21 protein-coding genes and 1 pseudogene are annotated in these 19,993 nt (G+C 61.6%); 14 read left to right on the top strand and 8 right to left on the bottom strand.

Annotated elements, in window-relative coordinates:
- A partial coding sequence (gene rpmF, locus QM600_RS24790; protein WP_283264310.1) for a 50S ribosomal protein L32 occupies positions 1 to 128 on the bottom strand: 128 nt, incomplete at its 3' end.
- 71 nt (positions 129 to 199) lie between these two features.
- Positions 200 to 271: pseudogene (locus QM600_RS24785) on the bottom strand (type B 50S ribosomal protein L31); the annotation flags it as partial.
- On the opposite strand from QM600_RS24785, the gene rpmG reads away from it, so the two are divergent.
- From rpmG to QM600_RS24755, 6 genes are all read left to right on the top strand, one after another.
- Complete coding sequence (rpmG, locus tag QM600_RS24780; RefSeq protein WP_283264308.1) at positions 250 to 411, top strand: 50S ribosomal protein L33; 162 nt, start codon at positions 250 to 252, stop codon at positions 409 to 411. The pseudogene QM600_RS24785 and the gene rpmG overlap by 22 nt on opposite strands.
- A 2-nt stretch (positions 412 to 413) precedes the next feature.
- A complete protein-coding gene (rpsN, locus tag QM600_RS24775; protein ID WP_283264307.1) occupies positions 414 to 719 on the top strand; it encodes a 30S ribosomal protein S14 in 306 nt (101 codons plus the stop codon).
- A 9-nt stretch (positions 720 to 728) separates the two neighbouring features.
- Complete coding sequence (gene rpsR / locus QM600_RS24770; RefSeq protein ID WP_003946414.1) at positions 729 to 986, top strand: 30S ribosomal protein S18; 258 nt, start codon at positions 729 to 731, stop codon at positions 984 to 986.
- 83 nt (positions 987 to 1,069) lie between these two features.
- A complete protein-coding gene (locus tag QM600_RS24765) occupies positions 1,070 to 2,008 on the top strand; it encodes an AEC family transporter (protein WP_283264306.1) in 939 nt (312 codons plus the stop codon).
- A 19-nt stretch (positions 2,009 to 2,027) separates the two neighbouring features.
- Complete coding sequence (locus QM600_RS24760) at positions 2,028 to 2,492, top strand: hypothetical protein (RefSeq protein WP_283264305.1); 465 nt, start codon at positions 2,028 to 2,030, stop codon at positions 2,490 to 2,492.
- A 169-nt stretch (positions 2,493 to 2,661) separates the two neighbouring features.
- The gene (locus QM600_RS24755) at positions 2,662 to 4,023 is read left to right on the top strand and encodes a flavin monoamine oxidase family protein (protein WP_283264304.1); all 1,362 of its coding nucleotides are present in this window, start codon (positions 2,662 to 2,664) and stop codon (positions 4,021 to 4,023) included.
- A 27-nt stretch (positions 4,024 to 4,050) separates the two neighbouring features.
- Here the strand turns inward: QM600_RS24755 and QM600_RS24750 are convergent, their stop codons facing one another.
- Entirely contained in the window at positions 4,051 to 5,568 is a 1,518-nt protein-coding gene (locus QM600_RS24750) for a PucR family transcriptional regulator (RefSeq protein ID WP_283264303.1), read from the bottom strand.
- Positions 5,569 to 5,754: 186 nt separating this feature from the next.
- Between QM600_RS24750 and QM600_RS24745 the strand changes: the two genes are divergently transcribed.
- From QM600_RS24745 to QM600_RS24735, 3 genes are read left to right on the top strand one after another with little or no spacing between them, the layout of a single operon-like run.
- Complete coding sequence (locus QM600_RS24745) at positions 5,755 to 7,185, top strand: gamma-aminobutyraldehyde dehydrogenase (RefSeq protein WP_283264302.1); 1,431 nt, start codon at positions 5,755 to 5,757, stop codon at positions 7,183 to 7,185.
- A 36-nt stretch (positions 7,186 to 7,221) separates the two neighbouring features.
- The gene (locus QM600_RS24740) at positions 7,222 to 8,121 is read left to right on the top strand and encodes a universal stress protein (protein ID WP_283264300.1); all 900 of its coding nucleotides are present in this window, start codon (positions 7,222 to 7,224) and stop codon (positions 8,119 to 8,121) included.
- Positions 8,118 to 9,674: an APC family permease gene (locus QM600_RS24735; RefSeq protein WP_283264298.1), complete on the top strand. Its 1,557-nt coding sequence runs from the start codon at positions 8,118 to 8,120 to the stop codon at positions 9,672 to 9,674. Before QM600_RS24740 ends, QM600_RS24735 begins: the two co-directional genes overlap by 4 nt.
- Here the strand turns inward: QM600_RS24735 and QM600_RS24730 are convergent.
- Positions 9,661 to 10,272, bottom strand: coding sequence for a TetR/AcrR family transcriptional regulator C-terminal domain-containing protein (locus tag QM600_RS24730; protein ID WP_283264296.1), 612 nt, complete (start codon positions 10,270 to 10,272; stop codon positions 9,661 to 9,663). The two genes, QM600_RS24735 and QM600_RS24730, sit on opposite strands and share 14 nt — an antisense overlap.
- A gap of 142 nt (positions 10,273 to 10,414) precedes the next feature.
- Between QM600_RS24730 and QM600_RS24725 the strand changes: the two genes are divergently transcribed.
- Positions 10,415 to 11,371 (top strand): nitrilase-related carbon-nitrogen hydrolase, encoded by a 957-nt coding sequence (locus QM600_RS24725; protein WP_283264295.1) that lies wholly within the window; start codon positions 10,415 to 10,417, stop codon positions 11,369 to 11,371.
- Complete coding sequence (locus QM600_RS24720; RefSeq protein ID WP_283264294.1) at positions 11,368 to 12,393, top strand: agmatine deiminase family protein; 1,026 nt, start codon at positions 11,368 to 11,370, stop codon at positions 12,391 to 12,393. Before QM600_RS24725 ends, QM600_RS24720 begins: the two co-directional genes overlap by 4 nt.
- A 14-nt stretch (positions 12,394 to 12,407) precedes the next feature.
- Here QM600_RS24720 and QM600_RS24715 read toward each other — a convergent pair whose 3' ends face one another.
- Genes QM600_RS24715 through QM600_RS24705 form a run of 3 tightly spaced genes read right to left on the bottom strand, consistent with a single transcriptional unit; the run spans position 12,408 to position 16,111 of the window.
- Positions 12,408 to 14,345: a vWA domain-containing protein gene (locus QM600_RS24715; protein WP_283264292.1), complete on the bottom strand. Its 1,938-nt coding sequence runs from the start codon at positions 14,343 to 14,345 to the stop codon at positions 12,408 to 12,410.
- A gap of 1 nt (position 14,346) precedes the next feature.
- The gene (locus tag QM600_RS24710; protein ID WP_283264291.1) at positions 14,347 to 15,723 is read right to left on the bottom strand and encodes an ATP-binding protein; all 1,377 of its coding nucleotides are present in this window, start codon (positions 15,721 to 15,723) and stop codon (positions 14,347 to 14,349) included.
- A 52-nt stretch (positions 15,724 to 15,775) separates the two neighbouring features.
- Positions 15,776 to 16,111 (bottom strand): VOC family protein, encoded by a 336-nt coding sequence (locus tag QM600_RS24705; RefSeq protein ID WP_502943096.1) that lies wholly within the window; start codon positions 16,109 to 16,111, stop codon positions 15,776 to 15,778.
- A gap of 157 nt (positions 16,112 to 16,268) precedes the next feature.
- On the opposite strand from QM600_RS24705, the gene QM600_RS24700 reads away from it, so the two are divergent.
- The 3 genes from QM600_RS24700 to QM600_RS24690 all read left to right on the top strand — a co-directional run bounded on the left by QM600_RS24700 (position 16,269) and on the right by QM600_RS24690 (position 18,528).
- Positions 16,269 to 16,844 carry a DUF4126 domain-containing protein gene (locus QM600_RS24700; protein ID WP_283264290.1) on the top strand — a complete coding sequence of 192 codons (576 nt, stop codon included), beginning with the start codon at positions 16,269 to 16,271 and terminating at the stop codon, positions 16,842 to 16,844.
- A 27-nt stretch (positions 16,845 to 16,871) separates the two neighbouring features.
- Positions 16,872 to 17,840, top strand: coding sequence for an alpha/beta hydrolase (locus tag QM600_RS24695; protein ID WP_283264288.1), 969 nt, complete (start codon positions 16,872 to 16,874; stop codon positions 17,838 to 17,840).
- A gap of 466 nt (positions 17,841 to 18,306) precedes the next feature.
- On the top strand, positions 18,307 to 18,528 hold the full coding sequence (locus tag QM600_RS24690; RefSeq protein ID WP_283264286.1) for a hypothetical protein: 222 nt from the start codon (positions 18,307 to 18,309) through the stop codon (positions 18,526 to 18,528).
- A gap of 92 nt (positions 18,529 to 18,620) precedes the next feature.
- On the opposite strand, the gene purH is transcribed toward QM600_RS24690, so the two are convergent.
- The coding region (gene purH, locus QM600_RS24685; RefSeq protein ID WP_283264285.1) for a bifunctional phosphoribosylaminoimidazolecarboxamide formyltransferase/IMP cyclohydrolase at positions 18,621 to 19,993 on the bottom strand (1,373 nt) is incomplete at its 5' end.

Below are 19,993 nucleotides of genomic sequence, written 5' to 3'. Positions count from 1 at the left end.
GTGACGGTGACGGTGACGGTGACGGTGACGGTGACGGTGACGGTGACCAGATCAGGCACGGTCGCCTTCCACTGCGCGCGGCGACCGCGGGTGTTGGACCGGGACATCTTCCGCTGGGGAACTGCCATCAGATCACCGTGCGCTTTCCGTAGCGACGCTCGAACTTCTCGACTCGTCCGGCGGTGTCCATAACTCGTTATGCGCCGGTCCAGAACGAGTGTGAGTCGCTTGTGACGTCGACGACCAGCAGTGGGTAGGCGTTGCCGTCCGATCGTGAAACTGAAGTCAACTGCCGGAACCGGATACACGTATGTGAACCGCAAGAACCCTCGTAACGACCCCGACCGACTGGTCCTGAAGAAGTTCGACCCGGGCGTCCGCCGGCACGTCGATTTCCGAGAAGAGAAGTAGGCATGACGAAGAAGTCGACGATCGCGAAAAACAACCAACGACGAGTCATCGTCTCGCGATACGCCGAACAGCGATCCGTACTGAAGGAGGCGATCCGCTCCCCGAAAAGCTCCCCGGAAGAGCGCATAAAAGCCCAGGCGACCCTGCAGCGTCTACCACGCGACGCCAGTCCGGTACGATTACGCAATCGAGACGCTGCGGATGGACGTCCGCGCGGCCACCTGCGGAAGTTCGGGCTCTCCCGGATACGCGTGCGAGAAATGGCGCACCGTGGGGAACTGCCTGGCGTACACAAGTCGAGTTGGTAAGGAAGTCGGATGGCAGTCAAGCGTTCACCGTCGAAGAAGCCACGTCCCGTAGAGGGACGTAAGCCCAAGAAGAACCCGTTGTTCGCAGCGAAGATCACGCATGTCGATTACAAGGACATCAACTTGCTGCGCACGTTCATTTCGGACCGCGGCAAGATTCGTAGCCGTCGTGTCACGGGCCTGACCCCGCAGCAGCAGCGTCAGGTCGCAGTTGCAGTGAAGAACGCACGCGAGATGGCGTTGCTCCCCTTCACCGCCGCACGGTAGTCAGTTTCAGGAAAGGCCGCGCAGTCATCGACTGCGCGGCCTTTTTCTTGCCCGTATTTCCCTAACAGAGAGGTGCCCGCAGCGTGTCGGGAGTTGTTGCGGGTTTCACCGTCATCTTCGTGGTGATCGCAATCGGATACCTGTTGGGGCGTCTGGGCACTCTGGGCGATCACGGGCAGTTCGTTCTCGGCCGCCTCGTATTCTTTGTGGCTACGCCGGCTCTGCTGTTCACGACGCTCGCGTCGTCGGATCTGTCGGTGATCTTCTCCCCGACCCTCGCGGTAGCGTCGGCCACCGCCTTTGCCGTCGGCGCGCTGTACGTCCTCGTGGCCAGAATCTGGCTGGATCGGCCGCTACCGGAACTGACGATCGGCGCGCTCTCTGCGTCCTACGTGAACTCTGCGAACCTCGGTATTCCCATCGCTGTTTTTGTGCTTGGCGACGCCACATTTGTTGCTCCGCTGCTGCTGTTCCAGATCGTCGTCTACTCCCCCATTGCGTTGACGATTCTCGATCTCACCGCTCTGCGCGGTCAGGACGCCGAGAAGCTGTCGCTGATCAACACCGTGACCGCTCCGTTCAAGAACCCGATCGTGTTGGCCGGTGCGGCAGGCTTGGCGGTTGCGCTCGTCGGCTGGGCACCACCGCGGGCGCTGATGCAGCCGTTCGAACTGATCGGAGCCACGTCCGTTCCCGGTGCTCTGCTCGCGTTCGGGCTGTCCTTGTACGGCGTGCGTGTACTGGAGAAGGGCTCGAGCCCCCGACGTGATGTCGCCTTGGCGTCGACGCTCAAAATTGTGGTCCAACCGGTGCTCGCCTATCTGATGGCGCATTTCCTACTCGGCATCGACGGCCACCAATTGTTTGCGATCGTGGTGGTTTCCACCTTGCCGACGGCTCAGAACGTCTTCATCTACGCGAGCCGATATCGCCGCGGTATGGTGCTGGCTCGCGACAGCGCTTTTGTCACCACTTTGGCGTCAATTCCTGCGATTGCGCTGGTCACCGCGTTGCTCGCTTGACCAGGGTTACGGTGGATGCATGCGCGTAATCGTCCTCGCAGTTTTGGCCACCCTGGCGTTGGCAGGGTGCTCTTTCGGCGCGCAGTCCACGGGAACTCCCGCGGCGCCGAAAGTACTTGCGGCGCAGGGCGCTGTTCCTGCCGATTGGGGGCGCGGATCACCCGTTCCCAATCAAGTGGACGACTCCGATATCGGTACGGTCTTCGCTGATCGCGCAGACATCGTCGGAGCGTCGGACACCATGTTCGAGTCTTGGTCGGAGGTGGACGAGACCACCGTTGCCGTCCATTTCGTGACCGGAACACCGGAATGTTACGGCGCGCACGCCGGTATCGAAGAGACCGATTCCACGGTCACCGTCACGCTACAAACGGGTGCGCTTCCGGAGGCTGCAAATAAAATGTGCATTCTCGTAGCGGTGTTCGGCTCGTTGGACGTGCATCTGAGTAGTCCACTCGGTGACCGTCAGGTGGTCGGCGGATAAAGTTTCCGCTTCTGGGTCGGTGGCCGAAACGTCGGAAGATCGACTACAAAACACTCCGTTCTGTCAGGTGTGGCACACGTCTCGTAAGACCACACTGGAAACGTCGCCGTCACTGCTCGTCGTTCGCAAGATCTCGACCGAGTAGTGCTCAATGTGAAGGAGCTCGCACGTGCCTACTCTCTCGAGAGATATTGTCATCGTCGGCGCCGGACCCTCCGGTTTGGCTGCAGCGACAGCGCTGCGCAAAGCCGGATTGTCCGTAGCCGTGTTAGAGGCACGTGATCGTGTCGGCGGCCGGACCTGGACCGACACCGTCGACGGTGCGGTACTGGAGATCGGCGGCCAGTGGGTCTCCCCCGACCAGACCGCGCTGATCGGGCTGCTCGACGAACTCGGCCTCACCACTTTCGACCGCTACCGCGAAGGCGAGTCCGTCTATATTTCCGCCGCTGGCGAGCGATCCCGCTACACGGGCGACTCGTTCCCCACGAACGAGACGACGAAGAAGGAAATGGATCGTCTCATCGACGTGATGGACGATCTTGCTGCACAGATCGGCGCCGAAGAGCCTTGGGCACACCCGCTTGCGCGCGAACTCGACACCGTCTCCTTCAAACAGTGGCTGATCGACGAATCCGACGACGCCGAAGCTCGCGACAACATTGGCCTGTTCATCGCGGGCGGGATGCTCACTAAACCCGCCCACGCGTTCTCGGCATTACAGGCTGTCTTGATGGCGGCGTCGGCCGGCTCGTTCTCGAATCTGGTCGACGAGGACTTCATTCTCGACAAGCGTGTGGTCGGGGGAATGCAGCAGGTGTCCATCCGGATGGCCGCGGCATTGGGTGACGACGTATTCCTGAACGCACCCGTGCGAACCGTGCAATGGAGCGACAAGGGCGCAGTCGCGTTGGCGGACGGTGACATTCGCGTCGAGGCAACCCACGTCATCCTGGCCGTTCCACCCAACCTCTACTCACGGATTTCCTACAATCCCCCGCTTCCTCGTCGACAACATCAGATGCATCAGCATCAGTCGTTGGGCCTCGTCATCAAGGTGCATGCCGTGTACGAGACACCGTTCTGGCGCGCAGACGGTTTGTCCGGCACCGGCTTCGGTGCGTCGGAGGTGGTTCAGGAGGTGTACGACAACACCAACTACGAGGACGACCGCGGCACGCTCGTGGCGTTTGTCTCCGACGAGAAGGCCGACGCGATGTTCGAACTCAGCGCCCCGGAGCGGCGGGCAACCATTCTGGCGTCACTCGCCCGGTACCTCGGACCGAAGGCGACCGAGCCTGTTGTGTACTACGAGTCCGACTGGGGCTCGGAGGAATGGACCCGAGGCGCGTACGCCGCCAGCTTCGATCTCGGCGGACTGCACCGTTACGGCGCCGATCAGCGGACGCCGGTAGGCCCGATTCACTTCTCCTGCTCCGATATTGCCGCCGAGGGTTACCAGCACGTCGACGGCGCTGTTCGCATGGGACAGCGGACCGCAGCCGACATCGTCGAGCGCAGAAAGAGCTGACAGTCACCTGCGATCATTGCCCGGCAGTTACGACTGCCGGGCAATGATCGCGAGTAGTAACTCCGCACGCACTCGCGCGACCTCCAAACGGCAGTCGATCAGGCTCTCCACCTTCGCCATTCGACTCCGCAGTGTGTGCCGATGGACACCCACCGTGACGGCCGCCGCCTCCCAATGACCGTTGGACTCGAGGAATGCACGCAGCGACGACAGTAACTCCGTCCCGTTCTCCCTGTCGTAATCATCGAGTGGGGCAATCATGGTCTCGGCCAACGTGTTCAGCACCTCTCTGGTGGAACTGAAGGCAAGCAACACGCTCCCTGTCAGTGACGCGAACTCCACAGGCTCTCCACCGAGTTCAGCCGCTGACGCACACAACTGCGATTGTTCGACCGCCGTCACCAGCGCCGCAACTACTCGCCTGCCGCTGAGTCCGACACGGAGAGCGCCCCGATCCGAATCCGAGATGCCGCACAACAGCGCACGCACGAATTCGACATCGTCACTTCCCCGAAGCAATACGGTGACGCGATCATCATTCTTGCGCAAAAATAGTTGCCGTCCAGCAATGTTCATGAAACTGGCGATCTCGAATTCCACCCGGAGCGCTCGCTTCGTCGTCTCCGCCAGAACTGTCAACCCCCGCACCATTCCGTCGGCGTCGGCGGCGTGACGTATCTGCTCCCAGGCCGGCGCGGGATCACGATCCTCGGTGAGCAACAGCCCCAACGCGTGTGAGTTGAGTTGGTCTTGGGTAGCTCGCAGCCGCGCAGGTTTCTCGAAGTCCAACGCCAACAACGAATTCGCGTGGCCGAGCAGGATTTGGTCTACGTAACTCAACGACGACGGGCTGATCACGACAAGATATCCGTGCAGGGTTCGCCCCACACTGATCTGTTGCACCGCAACGGAAGCACCCGATTGTGCGAGCGCCACGCTGCTGGACGCACCGCCGCCGAGAGTGCTTTGCAACTCCTCGATGACATCGTCGTCCGGCATCGTCGGATGATTCTCGAGCACTCGGCCGGCGACGTCGAGAAGCAGAACCGTCGACGAGGTCGCAATCGCAAGCTCCCGCACTGTCGCGGCCGTTCCGCCGGCTATGACGGCACGAGTCATTCGAGGTTGCGCCCGGGACGCACGCAGAACGGCCTCGTACTCCTGTTCCGCCAACCGGCTCATCACTCGCTTCACGACGGCGGCAAAAGGAGTCGGAAGCGGCACTTCGATCAGCGGCAACCCGAGTTCGTCGGCAACGGAAACGAGGTCTGCGGGCACTTCCGGGTACGAAAGGCCGGTACCGAATCCCACCGCCGCCACGCCCGCTGCGTCGAGCATGCGGAGATACCGCTCGCGCTCACGCGTGGTGGAAGGCAGCCTGATGCCCGTGGTGAGAATGAATTCACCACCGGTCAGCCACCGGAACGGATCGATCAACTCGGTGGCATGCGCAAAGGTGATCTCACGACCGATGCCTGCGTGCCCGCCCTTCACCTCGAGAGCTAGGTCCGGTTGCGCCAACATCCAGCGCACGGCAATCGTCATGGGCTGGACTGTACAACTCGGCGCGTTCAGGCCCAAAGATTTCACCTTTCTGGCAGCTGTCTAAATTTGTGAGGCAGCGCACACTTGCACACACACGCTCCACAAGTGCGAGGGTGCGGCTTCCTTTGACTCAGCCTTCAACTGACTCGGCCGCAACTCGTTCGACTTCGAGAGGAACCGGTACAGATGTCGATCGTCGTACTCGAGAACTACATCAACGGTGAATTTGTCGCTTCGTCTGCAACCGAGACGCTGGACCTGATCAACCCCGTGGACGAAAGCGTCGTGGGTCGTACCCCTGTCTCCACGAAAGCCGACGTCGACGCAGCCGTCGAGGCCGCCACCCGCGCATTTCAGACATGGGGCAAGACCACCCCGGGTGCGCGTCAGGCCGCCCTTCTCAAGCTTGCCGACGCCATCGAGGCCCACAGCGACGAGATCGTCGAGGCCGAATGCGCCAATACCGGCCAGTCACGGCAGATGATCGCCGACGAGGAGGTCAAGGTGGGCGCCGATCAGATCCGTTTCTTCGCCGGTGCCGCCCGCATCCTCGAAGGTAAGGCGGCCGGTGAGTACATGGAAGGTTTCACGTCGTATGTACGCCGTGAGCCCATCGGCGTCGTCGGCCAAGTCACTCCGTGGAACTACCCGTTCATGATGGCGCTGTGGAAGATCGGGCCGGCGTTGGCTGCCGGAAACACCATCGTCCTCAAACCCAGTGACACCACGCCGGGCAGCACGCTGGTGCTCGCGAAGCTGAGCAAGGGGATCCTGCCGGACGGGGTATTCAACGTCATTCTCGGCAACGGCGGCACCGGCGCGGCGCTGGTGGAGAATCCTGCCCTCGGTCTTGTCTCCATCACAGGTTCGGTGCGTGCCGGCATCGCCGTCGCTGTGTCTGCGGCGCAACAACTCAAGCGCGCACACCTCGAACTCGGCGGCAAGGCTCCCGCAATCGTCTTCGGAGACGTCGACATCGAGAAAACCGCCACCGGTATCGCCGAGGCCGCCTTTTTCAACGGTGGCCAGGACTGCACGGCAGCCACCCGGGTTATCGTCCACGAGTCCATTCACGATCAGCTCGTCGACGCGCTTGTCCGCAACGCCGAGTCACTTCGCCCCGGCTCCCCGGATGATCCGGATGCGTTCTACGGCCCACTGAACAACATCAACCATTTCAACGCCGTCAGCGACAAGATCACGAACCTCCCCGCCTCTGCCACGATCGTCACCGGCGGAAAGCGTTCCGGCGACACAGGATTCTTTTTCGAACCGACAGTCATTACCGGGGTCGCCCAGTCCGATGACATCGTGCAGGAGGAAACATTCGGCCCCATCCTCACCGTGCAGAGCTTCGCCGACGAGAAGGAAGCAATCACCCTGGCAAACGACGTCCGCTTCGGTCTCGCATCCAGCATCTGGACCAAGGATCACGGTGTCACACAACGTGTTTCCGCGGCGCTCGATTTCGGTGCCGTCTGGATCAACTGCCACATCCCGCTTGTCGCAGAGATGCCACACGGCGGATTCAAGTACTCCGGCTACGGCAAGGACCTCTCCGCCTATGGGGTCGAGGACTACACCCGCCTCAAGCACGTCATGAGTTCGCACGACTAGTCCTGTCCTGATCCCTTCACGCCGGAAAGAGTAACCATGCGCCTGATAGTCGGATACCTCGCCACACCCAGCGGCAGAGACGGGCTTGTTCTCGGAGCACAGCTCGCGCGCAGCCTCGGCGCACAACTCGACATCTGCATGGTGCTCCCACCGGATCGCACACTGCCGGCAAAGATCCCGTCGGAAGCCGGATACGACGACATCCTTGCCGCCCGCGCCAACGACTGGCTCACCGAGGCGAAGAACTCGGTTCCCGAAGACGTGTTGGTCGAGATTCATCTGACCTTCCACGAATCGTTTGCGCAGGGACTGCTCGACGAAGTGACCAGGCTCGGAGCGCAGGCAATCGTGGTCGGAGCTTCCGGCGACGGTCTTCTCGGACGCCATTCCATCGGTTCGGTATCGACGGAACTCCTTCACTCGGCCCACGTTCCGGTGGCACTGGCCCCTCGCGGAACACGACATTCGTCGGCGTCGCAGATTCGTGAGGTGACGTGCGCTCTCGGTACCAGGGAGGGAGCCGATCTGGTTCTACGGACCGCGGTGCGGACAAGCGAACTGATGCATGTCCCGCTACGTCTCGTCTCCCTGGTTGCACTGGATCCACAGAACGACCTCCGCGATCACCGCGACACTGTCGAATCTGCCCGGGATCGCGCCCGCGCACACGCCCAGGGAACGCTCGAGGTCGCGAAAGCGGTTCTCCCGGATGATCTTCCCATCGAAGTCATCATCGCCGACGGATCCTCGGTCGAATCGGCCGTGCGCACACTCGAGTGGCAGGACGGCGATCTCGTGATGGTCGGCTCGAGCCGCCTCGCCCAACCACGTCGCCTCTTCCTCGGTTCAACGGCAGCAAAAATGCTGCGAGTACTCCCGGTACCGATGGTTGTAGTGCCCAAGCACGAGTTCACAACGCCGGAGGCACTGTCATGACGAACAATGAAGCGACACAGGCGGAGCCCACCGGAACCGGCCTGAGTTCCAAAGGTCTGGCCACCGGTAAGATAGGTATGCTCTCCGGCGCAGTCCTCGGAATTTCCTCCGTAGCACCGGGTTACACCCTGACCGCCAGTATCGGCCTGATCGTCGCTGCCGTCGGGCTCAAGATGCCGGCCATTTTCATCGCCGGCTTCATCCCGATGTTCCTCACGGCATATGCATACCGTGAACTCAACTCCGAAACCCCGGACTGTGGTGCGTCGTTCACGTGGTCCACCAAGGCATTCGGTCCCTATGTGGGCTGGATGTGCGGTTGGGGCATGGTGATCGCCACCATCATCGTGCTCTCGAATCTCGCCGCCATTGCCGTCGACTTCTTCTACCTGTTCATCGCCCGGGTGGTCGACAATCCGTCTATTGCAGATCTACCGGGAAATAAACTCGTCAACGTCGGCACCACGCTGGTCTTCATTGCCCTGGCCACCTGGATAGCGAGCCGAGGAATCACCACGAGCGAGCGCGTGCAGTTCGCACTCGTCGGATTCCAGATGGTCCTTCTGGTCGTGTTCGCCGTTGTCGCACTGGTTCACGTCGGCGCCGGCGATGCTCCGGCCGGACTGTCCTTCGACCTGAGTTGGTTCAACCCCTTCAGCGGCCTCGCGATCGGCGCGTTTGTCATCGGACTCACCGGATCGATCTTCGCGTTCTGGGGCTGGGATACATGCCTGACGTTGGGCGAGGAATCCAAGAACCCCAAGAAGACTCCGGGCCGCGCCGGATTGCTCTGTGTTGCAACCATTCTGCTGACCTACCTGCTGGTTTCCGTCGCGGCGATGATGTACGCCGGTGTCGGCGAGGACGGCGTGGGCCTGGGTAACCCGGATAACTCCGAAAACGTCTTCGGCGCGCTGGCTGATCCGGTGCTGGGCAATTGGGGCGGAATGCTGCTCTTCCTCGCCGTCTTCGTCTCGTCCGTCGCCAGTCTGCAGACCACCTTCCTCCCCGCCGCCCGAACGATGCTCGCCATGGGCGCCTACGGAGCATTCCCCAAGAAACTCGCGGAGGTCTCCCCTCGCTTCCTCGTTCCGACATATGCGACCGTCGTCGCCGGAGTGGTGACAGCGGTCTTCTACACCGTTGTCACCTTCCTCTCCGAGAGTGCACTACTCGATACCATTGCAGCCCTGGGCATCATGATCTGCTGGTACTACGGCATCACAGCATTTGCCTGTGTCTGGTACTTCCGAAAGACGGTGTTCGACAGTGTCCGCAACTTCGTCTTTCGATTGGCGTTTCCACTGCTCGGCGGGCTCATGTTGCTGGCAGTGTTCGTCATCTCCATTCGAGAGAGCATGGACCCGGACAACGCCAGCGGCGCTTCGATCGGCGGAATCGGCCTGGTGTTCTTCTTGGGCTTCGGAATCCTGATCCTCGGGGCCGTACTCATGATGGTCATGCGTGTACGCAACCCGGAGTTCTTCCAGGGCAAGACGCTCAATCGCGACACAGCTGCGCTACGCGACGAGAGCGATCTCAGTGTGCGGTAGGCAACTGGGCGACCAGGCCTGAAATCAGCACGCGCATACCGAATTCGAAGGCGGCGTCAGCACGTTCGGGATTCTTCCCCGACGTTGCCAGCGCCGCCTTCATCGCGTTGTTGACTTCGGGTCCCGACGACCATTGAACTTCCGGCGCGGCCAGGTCCAATGCGGACCCGAGAACAAAGCTGTCGACGGTCGTGATCGCGTGCAAAGTCTCGCCGGGCTCGAAACCACCGTCCGAGAATGCTTGCGCCAGTGCGTTGTACAATCCGAACGCGACCCCGGCCTGCACAGTGTGCGCGGTGAACAACGGAATCAGGCGAGGATGTTCGGCATAACTCCGCCGATACTCCGAGGCCAACGCCGCGACGGTCTCGCTCCACGATCCACTCTGCGATGTCACGTCGATTCCGGCCATCAACCGAGCCCGCATGAATTCGACGATCTCGGCCCGGCCGGACACATGGTTGTACAGCGAAGACGGCCGCACTTTCAGCCGCCCAGCCAGGCCGGGCATCGTGAAGTCGCCTGTCTCGTCCACCGATTCGATCGCTGCCTCGGTGATGATCTCCGGCGAGAGCAGTCGCTGCGGTGGCCGCGGCATGGGTACCTCCTGGTCGAATCCGAATACTCGCGACAAGTGCATCTCGGCAAAACCCTTGATCTACTCGCGTTCACCCACCATACTTAACGAATTAGATTCGTTTTACGTTGAGCGTCGAACACCCGACTTCCGAGGAATCACTATGCTGACGATCACCGCTTTCACGCCACCCGCATCCCTGGCCGGTACTGCCCCATCCCAGTCCTCGCCCCTCCGAGTAGGCCTTGTGCAGCATCGCTGGCAGGAAGACCAGCAGGATCTCCGCGGCGAACTCCGCGAAGGCATCTCCACCGCCGCGCAACTGGGAGCGTCGGCGGTATTCCTTCCCGAACTCACGCTCAGCCGCTACCCGGCCGAGGTCCCCGGCGGTGACAACCCCGGACGCGACGCAGAAGACCTGCTTACCGGCCCTACCTTCACATTCGCAGCCAAGGCCGCCGCCGAAAACAACGTTCTCGTGCACGCGTCCCTGTACGAGCGCAGCGAGGCCGCCGACGGTCTCGGCTACAACACCGCCATCCTGGTCTCGCCTTCAGGTGAACTCATCGGACACACGCGCAAACTGCACATCCCCGTGACGGCCGGGTATTACGAGGACACCTACTTCCGAGGCGGGCCGGCAGCGGATCCATACCCCGTTCACGAGGTACTCGGCGCCAAGTTCGGACTCCCGACGTGCTGGGACGAGTGGTTCCCCGAGGTTGCACGCGTGTACTCCCTCGCCGGCGCACAGATCCTGGTGTACCCCACGGCAATCGGATCGGAACCCGATCACCCGAATTTCGACACCCAGCCCCTGTGGCAGCAGGTCATCGTCGGAAACGGAATCGCAAACGGCACATTCATGGTTGTTCCCAACCGCCACGGTAGTGAAGGCCTCATCACGTTCTACGGTTCCTCGTTCATCTCGGACCCGTACGGACGCATACTCGCGCAAGCTCCCCGCGACGAATCAGCCGTACTGGTCGCCGACCTTGATCTCCGGCAACGCGACGACTGGCTTTCACTCTTCCCATTTTTGTCGACTCGTCGACCCGACACGTATGCCGCCCTCACCGAACCTGTTGATGCTACTGCCCCTTTCGGAGGCACTCGATGACTTGGCGCATGCCAGCGGAAAGTGAACCGCACGAGCGCACGTGGATGGCGTTTCCCAGCGCCGGATACTCACTCGGTGACACACCCGAGGAACACCATGAGGCTCGATCGACCTGGGCAGCTGTTGCTCACGCCATCTCCGAGTTCGAACCAGTCACTATGGTGGTCGATCCCGATGAGATCTCCGAGGCGCGAAAGTACCTGTCCGAGAAGATAGCTATCGTCGAATCCCCTCTGAACGATGCGTGGATGCGCGACATCGGCCCCACCTTCGTATTGTCCGACGACGGACACCTCGGCGGCGTCGATTGGGTTTTCAACGGCTGGGGCGCGCAAGAGTGGGCGCAGTGGGACAAGGACTCGAAGATCGGCGCGTTTGTCATCGGGCAGACCGGCACTCAGTTGATCGACTCGCCAATCGTCAACGAGGGCGGCGGTATTCAGGTCGACGGCCTGGGCACCGTGCTGGTCACAGAAACAGTCCAACTCGATCCCGGACGCAACCCGCACCTCACCAAGGCAGACATCGAAGCGGAACTGGCCCACACTATCGGTGCTACACACGTGATCTGGCTACCGCGCGGCTTGACCCGCGATCAGGAAACCTACGGAACTCGGGGCCATGTCGATATCGTCGCTGCCATCCCGTCCCCCGGTGTTGTCCTCGTACACGACCAGCGCAACCCCGCGCACCCCGACTTCGAGGTCAGCAAGACAATCATCGAACTGTTCGAGCACTCGACTGATGCCGCCGGCCGCTCCTGGAAAATCATCCCCTTTCCGGCGCCCCAGATTCTGCGCGACGACGAAGGCTTCGTGGATTACAGCTATATCAATCATCTAGTCGTGAACGGCGGTGTCATTGCCTGCAGTTTCGATGATCCCGCCGACGAGGAAGCCGCCGCAATTCTCGCAGCCGCCTACCCTGGCCGGACCGTCGTTACCGTCGATGCCAGGCCGTTGTTCGCGCGAGGCGGCGGAATCCATTGCATCACACAACATCAACCGGCAGAACGAAACTAACACCGCCTGTGCAGTTAGCGTCGGCCGCGCATGTAATCACTCACCACTGCAGCGCCCAAACCTTCGACATCGGGAGCAATGACACGCCCACCCACACGATGAGCCATGCGGTCGACCACCCGAGCCAGGCCCGGGTCTTCACCGAGTCGGAAAAACGTCACCTTGGCACCCAATCTGGCCACGGCGTCGAGTGCACGGACCGTCAATCCAAGGGTTCGGGCGCTCGGCGGATAGTCGAATCGTGCCTCGCCGTCGGGTTCGAGGTGTGCAGTCGGCTCACCATCGGTGACGATCAATACCACCGGTTGGGCGTTGGAATGGCGTCGAAGATGCCTGGCCGCCAACAACAACGCGTGATGCAAGTTGGTGCCCTGATCCCACGCCCCGTCCAAACCGGCAAGCTCCGACGGGTCCAGGACATGAGCGTGACGCCCGAAGGCAATGAGTTGTAGTTCGTCGCTGCGAAACCGTGTGCTGACAAGATGATTGAGCGCGAGCGCCGTGCGCTTCATCGGAACCCAGCGATCCTCCATCACCATCGAAAACGACGTGTCCACCAGCAATGCCACCGCTGCCTGGCTACGCTGTTCGGTTTCTGCGACCTCGACGTCGGCCACAGTGAGCCGCAGCGGAATTCGGCCAGGATCGCGCAACACCGCGTTGGTGATCGTCCGCGTCACATCCCACGGCAGAGTGTCACCGAACTCCCATTCTCGCGACGCTCCGGTGGGTTCACCCATCGCGCCGGCCCGACGCGTATCCCGCTGGCCGGTCCGCGAGGACAGCTGACCGGCAACGTCGCGGAGTGCGGTCTGGCCGAGTTGCCGCATCGCCTTGGGTGACAACCGCCATTGACCGTCGGGTGCTCGATCGAAGAAACCCTGCTCCTGCAAAGCCTTTTCGAGGTCAGCAAGAGTACGTACGTCGGCCGCTGCTTCGTCGTCGAGTTGCCTGGCCAACAATTCCGGATCGATATCGTCGAGACCCGCGCCCGCATACTGTTGCGAAAGTTGATCAGCCAGCGATTCCAACTCGGCAAGGTCCGACAGTGCACCGGTGCCCTCCCCCAAACCCATGCCCTGCTGGCCGCGAAACTGCTGCGAACCCTCCCAGTCTTCGCCAGGCCTCGCTGCCTGCAAGAACTGATCGAGTTGACTGAGCTCGCTCATCAAACTCGGATCACCGAAAGCCTGTTGCGCCAAGGCATCCAGCTCGTCCCGCTGCTCCTGAGAGAGTGAATTTCGCAATCGCTGCGCCGCCGCCGCCCGCTTCGCCAGCGAGTCGAGCAGTTCCTCGACATTTCTCGGGTTATCGGGAAAATACTGCCCGTGTTTGTCCATGAACTCCGAGAACTGTCTCCGAGTGTCCTTGCCACGGGCATGAGCGTCGAGCAATTGATTGAGATCTGCCAGCATCTCCCGGATCTGCTCACGATCTTCGGCGGTGGCACCCTCGAGAGCCTGCTTCATGCCCGAGAACCGCTGATCCAGAACTTCACGTCCCAGAAGGTCACGGATCTTGTCGTAGTCGGCATGCGCCTGCTCACTACGCCAGTTGTAATCTGCCAGATCCTGAACCGCGTGCGCCGTCGATGCCGGCAATTCCTCGATCCTCATCTCGTTGAATCGTGCGTCGTCATCGAGCGCGCGGGCCAACTCCTTGCGCTCCTCGAGCACTGCTTTGTCGAGGAGTTTGCGTACCTCGTCGAGGGTTCCGCCGAGGTTGTTGCGACGCAGCATCTCTCGTCGACGACGATTCACCTCCGCCGTGAGTTCGTCGAGCCCGCGCATGTCGCGGTTTCCGCGCCGCAGCAACTCGCGCAACGCCTGCCGCGGAGACGTCCCCGCTAGAACGTCGTCGCCGATCGCCGCCAGCGCCTCACGAAGATCCACCGGCGGGGCCAATGGATCGGGGCCGCCGTCATACGGCCGGTAGCGCGGATTATGTGTCATTTCAGGAATACACCGAGCGTCCGCCCGGGCCTTGATCTTTCGAGATCCGACGGGCCAGGTACAACCCTTCGAGCGCCAGCTCCGCGCCGGCAGCACGCTCACCGTCGGATTGTGCCCCCAACCGCTCTGCGATTTCGTCCAGAACCTCGAGTTCGGGCAGTTCGTCCAAAAATGCTTTGGCCGTGACGGATTCGCCCGTGACGATGGTGTTGCCCAGCTCCACAGCACTCACCAACGTCGACAAGTCGATTCCGCCCAGACGTACACGAACGGTATCGGCTGTTGCGCGGCGGAGCAGATGTTCGAGCACCTCCAGTTCACGGCCCTCCTCACCCGATTCGAACTCCACCTTGCCGCGAAGCACCTCCACTACCGAATCCAGATCCACCGGCCTCGCAACAGGATCCGCCTCGCCGAGGATTGCCGCGCGGCGCACTGCGGCAGCACTGACAGTCTCGGCGCCGGCCACGGCAAAACGAGCCGACACACCCGATCGCTGATCCACCGAAGTAGATTCGCGCAACAACCGTGTGAAGCGAGCCAGAATCTCGAGTAGGTAATCGGGGACTTCTGCCGCCAGATGCGCTTCCTGGTCGATCACGGCAATCTCATCAAGCAGTTCGACGGGGTAGTGCGTGCGAATCTCAGCTCCGAAACGATCCTTGAGCGGCGTGATGATGCGTCCGCGATTGGTGTAGTCCTCGGGGTTCGCACTCGCTACCAACAGCACATCCAACGGAAGCCGCAGCGTGTATCCACGGACTTGGATGTCACGCTCCTCCATCACGTTGAGCAGCGACACCTGAATGCGCTCGGCCAGGTCGGGAAGTTCGTTGATCGCAACAATTCCACGATGCGCGCGCGGTACGAGTCCGAAGTGAATGGTCTCGGGATCACCCAGACTGCGGCCTTCGGCGACCTTGACCGGATCGACGTCACCGATCAGGTCGGCGACGGACGTATCCGGGGTCGCTAGTTTCTCGGAGTACCGCTCGCTGCGATGACGCCACAGAACCGGTAGTTCATCACCGAGTTCACGCGCACGCCGGATCGAGGCCGGAGTAATCGGCTCATAGGGATGCTCCCCCAGTTCCGAGCCGTCGATGACGGGCGTCCATTCGTCGAGCAACAAGGCAAGTGTGCGCAGTACCCGCGTCTTGCCCTGCCCACGTTCACCGAGCAGCACAACGTCATGGCCGGCAATCAGCGCCCGTTCGAGTTGCGGGGCGACTGTTTCCTCGAACCCGACTATCCCGGGCCAGGGATCCCGGCCGTCCCGCAACGCGGCGAGCAGGTTCTCGCGTATTTCTTCTTTGACACTTCGCTGCACGTGTCCGGAGGCCCGTAGCTCCCCGAGGGTCTTGGCGACAGTCACCACACCAAGCTACGAGCATTTGTCGGTTTCGGCACCCGCTGAGGAGAATCCGCTCTCAACTCTCCACGTGAGACTGGTCCATCCAGATGATTTCCCAGATGTGACCGTCCGGATCCTGAAAGCTCCGCGAGTACATGAATCCGTGGTCCTGAGTCGCATTTCCGGCACTGCCGCCGGTTGCCAATGCCTTGTCGACGATGGAATCCACGGCCTCGCGAGTCTCCGCCGAAAGCCCGAGGAGCGCTTCCGTCGACACCATCGTATCGGCGATCTCCTTGGACGTGAAGGTCTTGAAAAACGGCTCGGCCAGCAACATCACCACGATGGTGTCGCTGATGACTATCGACGACGCATTGTCGTCGGAGAACTGCGGGTTCTTGGCATAGCCCAGTCCCTCGTAGAACGCGGTGGCCTTACCCAGGTCTTTGACGGGGGAGGTTGAGGAAGAATTTTGTGGGTGCCGGTGTAGGCATCGAAGTTCCTTTCCGGTGAGCGGGTGTGTGCCTTTCGTACCCGCGAACGGCGAACAACAGTCCTAAACTCCACCCATGGATACCTGGGTCTTGCCCGCGATGCTCGGCCTCGGTCTCGCTGCTGCGTCGGGTATGCGAACCTTCTTGCCACTGTTGATGCTGAGTACCGCCGTCCATTTCGAACTGTTCGGGATCACCGTCGGTGAGTCGATGCGGTGGATCGGATCTACCGGCGCCCTGGTTGCTCTGGCGATCGCCGCCGTCGTCGTCGAACTGTGTGCCGATCTGATCCCGTTCGTGGACAACGCACTCTCGGTCGTCGGCAATGTCACGGGACCGATCGCCGGCGCAATCGCGGCGTGGGCTGCGTTCAGCCATTTCGATCCGGCAATCGCCGCGATAGCCGGCATCATCGTCGGGGCCCCGACTGCTTTGACGTTCAGCGCCGCGCAAACCGGGACGCGCGCCGTCAGTACCGCGACTACCGGTGGGCTCGCCAACCCAGTCATTTCCGTACTCGAAGACGTACTGACGTTCTTCACGTCGTTGATCGCGATGATCCTTCCGCTCCTGATCATTCCGTTTCTCGCCGCGCTCTTGTGGTTCAGTTGGCGCGGATGGCGACGCGTCCGCAGTCTGCGTACCGCGTGAGCCCGCGAACCTGGTAGACAGGTCGTCATGTCCGACACCGAGATCACTTTTCAATCAGGGCCAGTCACCCTCTTCGGGAGCCTGCGTCTGGTCGCCGGTCCCGACCGGAAGGCACCGGCGGCACTCATCCTCGCGGGCAGCGGCCCCACCGATCGCAACGGTGACAGCACACTTCTCGAAGGCGATATCGGGACGCTCCGATTCATCGCGAATGTCCTTGAAGAACAGGGTATTTCAAGTCTGCGCTACGACAAGATCGGCAGCGGCGAAACCGGATTGGGCCCCTACGAGATCGACGAGATCGCCGATCTCGGCTTCAACACATACGTCGATGCAGCGTCCGACGGACTCGACTTTCTGGCGCAGCAACCGGGCGTCGACGCTGATCGACTCATCATCGTCGGCCACAGCGACGGGGCGATCGTCGCGCTCGCCGTGGCAACTGCACAGGAGGGCGCCCGAGTGAGTTCGCTCGCACTCGTCGAACCGTTGAGTGTCCGCCTCCTCGACCTGTTGACCAACCAGATTCACGGGCAACTCGACGCCGTTGTCGGGGCAGGGCAACTGCCTGTCGAATTGGCCGATGAACTCCGAGTAGCGCTCGCCGGGGCCGTGGAATCACTGCGTACCGACGGAACTGTTTCGGATGATCTTCCCGAGCCGCTGCGGAACGCCGGTCTGGTTTACACAAACGCGAAGGCACTGGCGGAAGAGGACGCCCTGGATCCCGTTGCACTCGTGGCTAGACTCCCCGCTGGAATGCCGGTGCTGACCAGTTGCTCGGCGAAGGACATCCAGATCGTTCCGTCAGACGTCGCGGCACTCGACGAAGCGTTGTCCCACACGTCGCTGACGTCGGTGCGTATGCGGAACACCAGTTTTGTACTCAAGGATCTCGGCGACGAGCAGTCGACCGGCGCCGATTACGTCGCACCCCTGCCGTACTCGGACGAGTTCGCGAAACCGTTTGCCGAGTGGGTCCGTTCACTCGCCTGACGACATACAGACCGAACGTCCTTGTTTTAAGATCGAAAGTCCCCCAGCGAGTCATCGCGGGGGGACTTTTGCATTTTCCCTCTGACCTGCACAGTATTGACGCAACCCGGATCGACCGCCGGGACAAAAGTCACGTGGAGTTTACGTTCGCGATGCAATTTATTGGTGCGAACCCTCGATCGGTGCTGTACGGTCATCCATTAACCAGCTACGCCACGAAAGAAAGGCACGGACGTCATGTCGCAACACCCAGACTTTGTATCCGTTCCCTCGTGGCGCAGTTGCACCGCACCCGTACACATTTTTTCGTCCTCCCTATCGGCCCATCGCATGACCAACAAGCATATGAGCGTCAAGCGCGGTGTCCCCCGAGAATGATCCACAGATTGATCGGATCCGTTTTCGGGCACCCAGGGCATATGCCGCGGGTGCCTTTTCTTTTACCTTTCACATCCAGGAGAGACAGATGAAACTTCGAATCAACCAGTTGTCCACCGCACCCCCGTATGCCGATCTGCCGTCCGACCTCACCGGCTACGCCGTCACGTTGGACCTTTCGCACTCCGACGCGGCCCACGAAGCCACCCTCGCCGCATTGATCAGCGAGATCCGCAACCGCGGCGCGTCACGGGTTGTCATCACCGGTACCCCGCGCGAACTTCAGGGAACACACATTCAAGCTGCCTGACCGCCGACTGCCAGTCATCCGAAACTGCCAGTCATCCGAAACGAAAACGGGCCCCGACAATGAAGTCGAGGCCCGCTTGCACGAGAAAATGATCAGTGCGCGAAGTGGCGCGCACCTGTCAGGTAGAGAGTGACGCCGGCTTCCTTGGCCGCCGCAATCACCTCGTTGTCACGAACCGAACCGCCGGGCTGAACCACAGCCTTGACGCCGGCATTCAGGAGAACCTGAAGTCCGTCGGGGAACGGGAAAAACGCGTCCGATGCTGCCACCGAACCTACGACGCGGTCACCGGCACGCTGAACAGCGAGATGCGCTGCGTCCACGCGGTTGACCTGGCCCATGCCGACGCCCACCGATGCACCGCCGGAAGCCAGCAAGATTGCGTTGGACTTCACCGAGCGGCTTGCGCGCCAAGCGAATTCGAGATCCTTGAGCGTTTCGGCATCTACAGCCTCACCGTTGGCGAGGGTCCAGTTGGCCGGGTTGTCGCCATCCGCATCGAGAACGTCGCGCTGCTGCAGCAACGTGCCACCCGAGATGGGGCGCAGTTCGATGCCGGTTGCAGTCGGCGCAGCAGCCTTCAGAACACGAATGTTCTTCTTGCGCTGCAGAACCTCAACGGCTCCGTCTGCGTAGGACGGGGCGATGACGACCTCGGTGAAGATGTCGGCAATCTGCTCGGCCAGCTCGACTGTGACCTCACGGTTGGCAGCGATGACGCCACCGAATGCGCTGACGGGGTCGCAGGCGTGAGCCTTGCGATGAGCATCGGCGATGTCGGTGCCCACAGCGATGCCACACGGGTTGGCGTGCTTGATGATTGCGACTGCCGGATCAGCGAAGTCGTACGCTGCACGCCACGCGGCATCGGAGTCCGTGTAGTTATTGTACGACATCTCCTTGCCATGCAACTGATCCGCCTGAGCCAAACCTGCAGGCGCAGCGGGGTTTTCGTACAGTGCAGCATCCTGGTGCGGGTTCTCGCCGTAACGCAGAACAGCGCTGCGGTTCCAGGTAGCGCCAACCCAGGCGGGGAACTGCGAACCGTCTTCGTCTGCAGCGATGGTGCTGGTCATCCAGCTCGCAACAGCCACGTCGTAGGACGCTGTGTGCTGAAACGCCTGCGCCGCAAGGACAGTGCGCTCACGCAACGTGAATCCGCCGTCGGCAACGGCTGCCAACACGTCGGTGTAGCGAGCGGGATCGACGACAACGGCCACCGACGGGTGATTCTTGGCGGCAGCGCGCACCATCGACGGACCGCCGATGTCAATCTGCTCGACGCACTCGTCCGGCGTGGCGCCCGAGGCAACCGTCGCGGTGAACGGGTACAGGTTGACGACGACGAGTTCGAACGTCGCGATGCCGAGTTCCTCGAGCTGAGCGAGGTGATCCGGCTTACGAGTGTCGGCCAGAACGCCGGCGTGAACGCGCGGATGCAGCGTCTTCACTCGACCTTCGAGGC

The organism is Rhodococcus sp. IEGM 1379 (genome assembly GCF_030056815.1).
Taxonomy (GTDB): Bacteria; Actinomycetota; Actinomycetes; order Mycobacteriales; family Mycobacteriaceae; genus Rhodococcus_F.
Note: the sequence above shows the minus strand (reverse complement) of the source record. Positions and strands in the feature narration are given on the sequence as shown.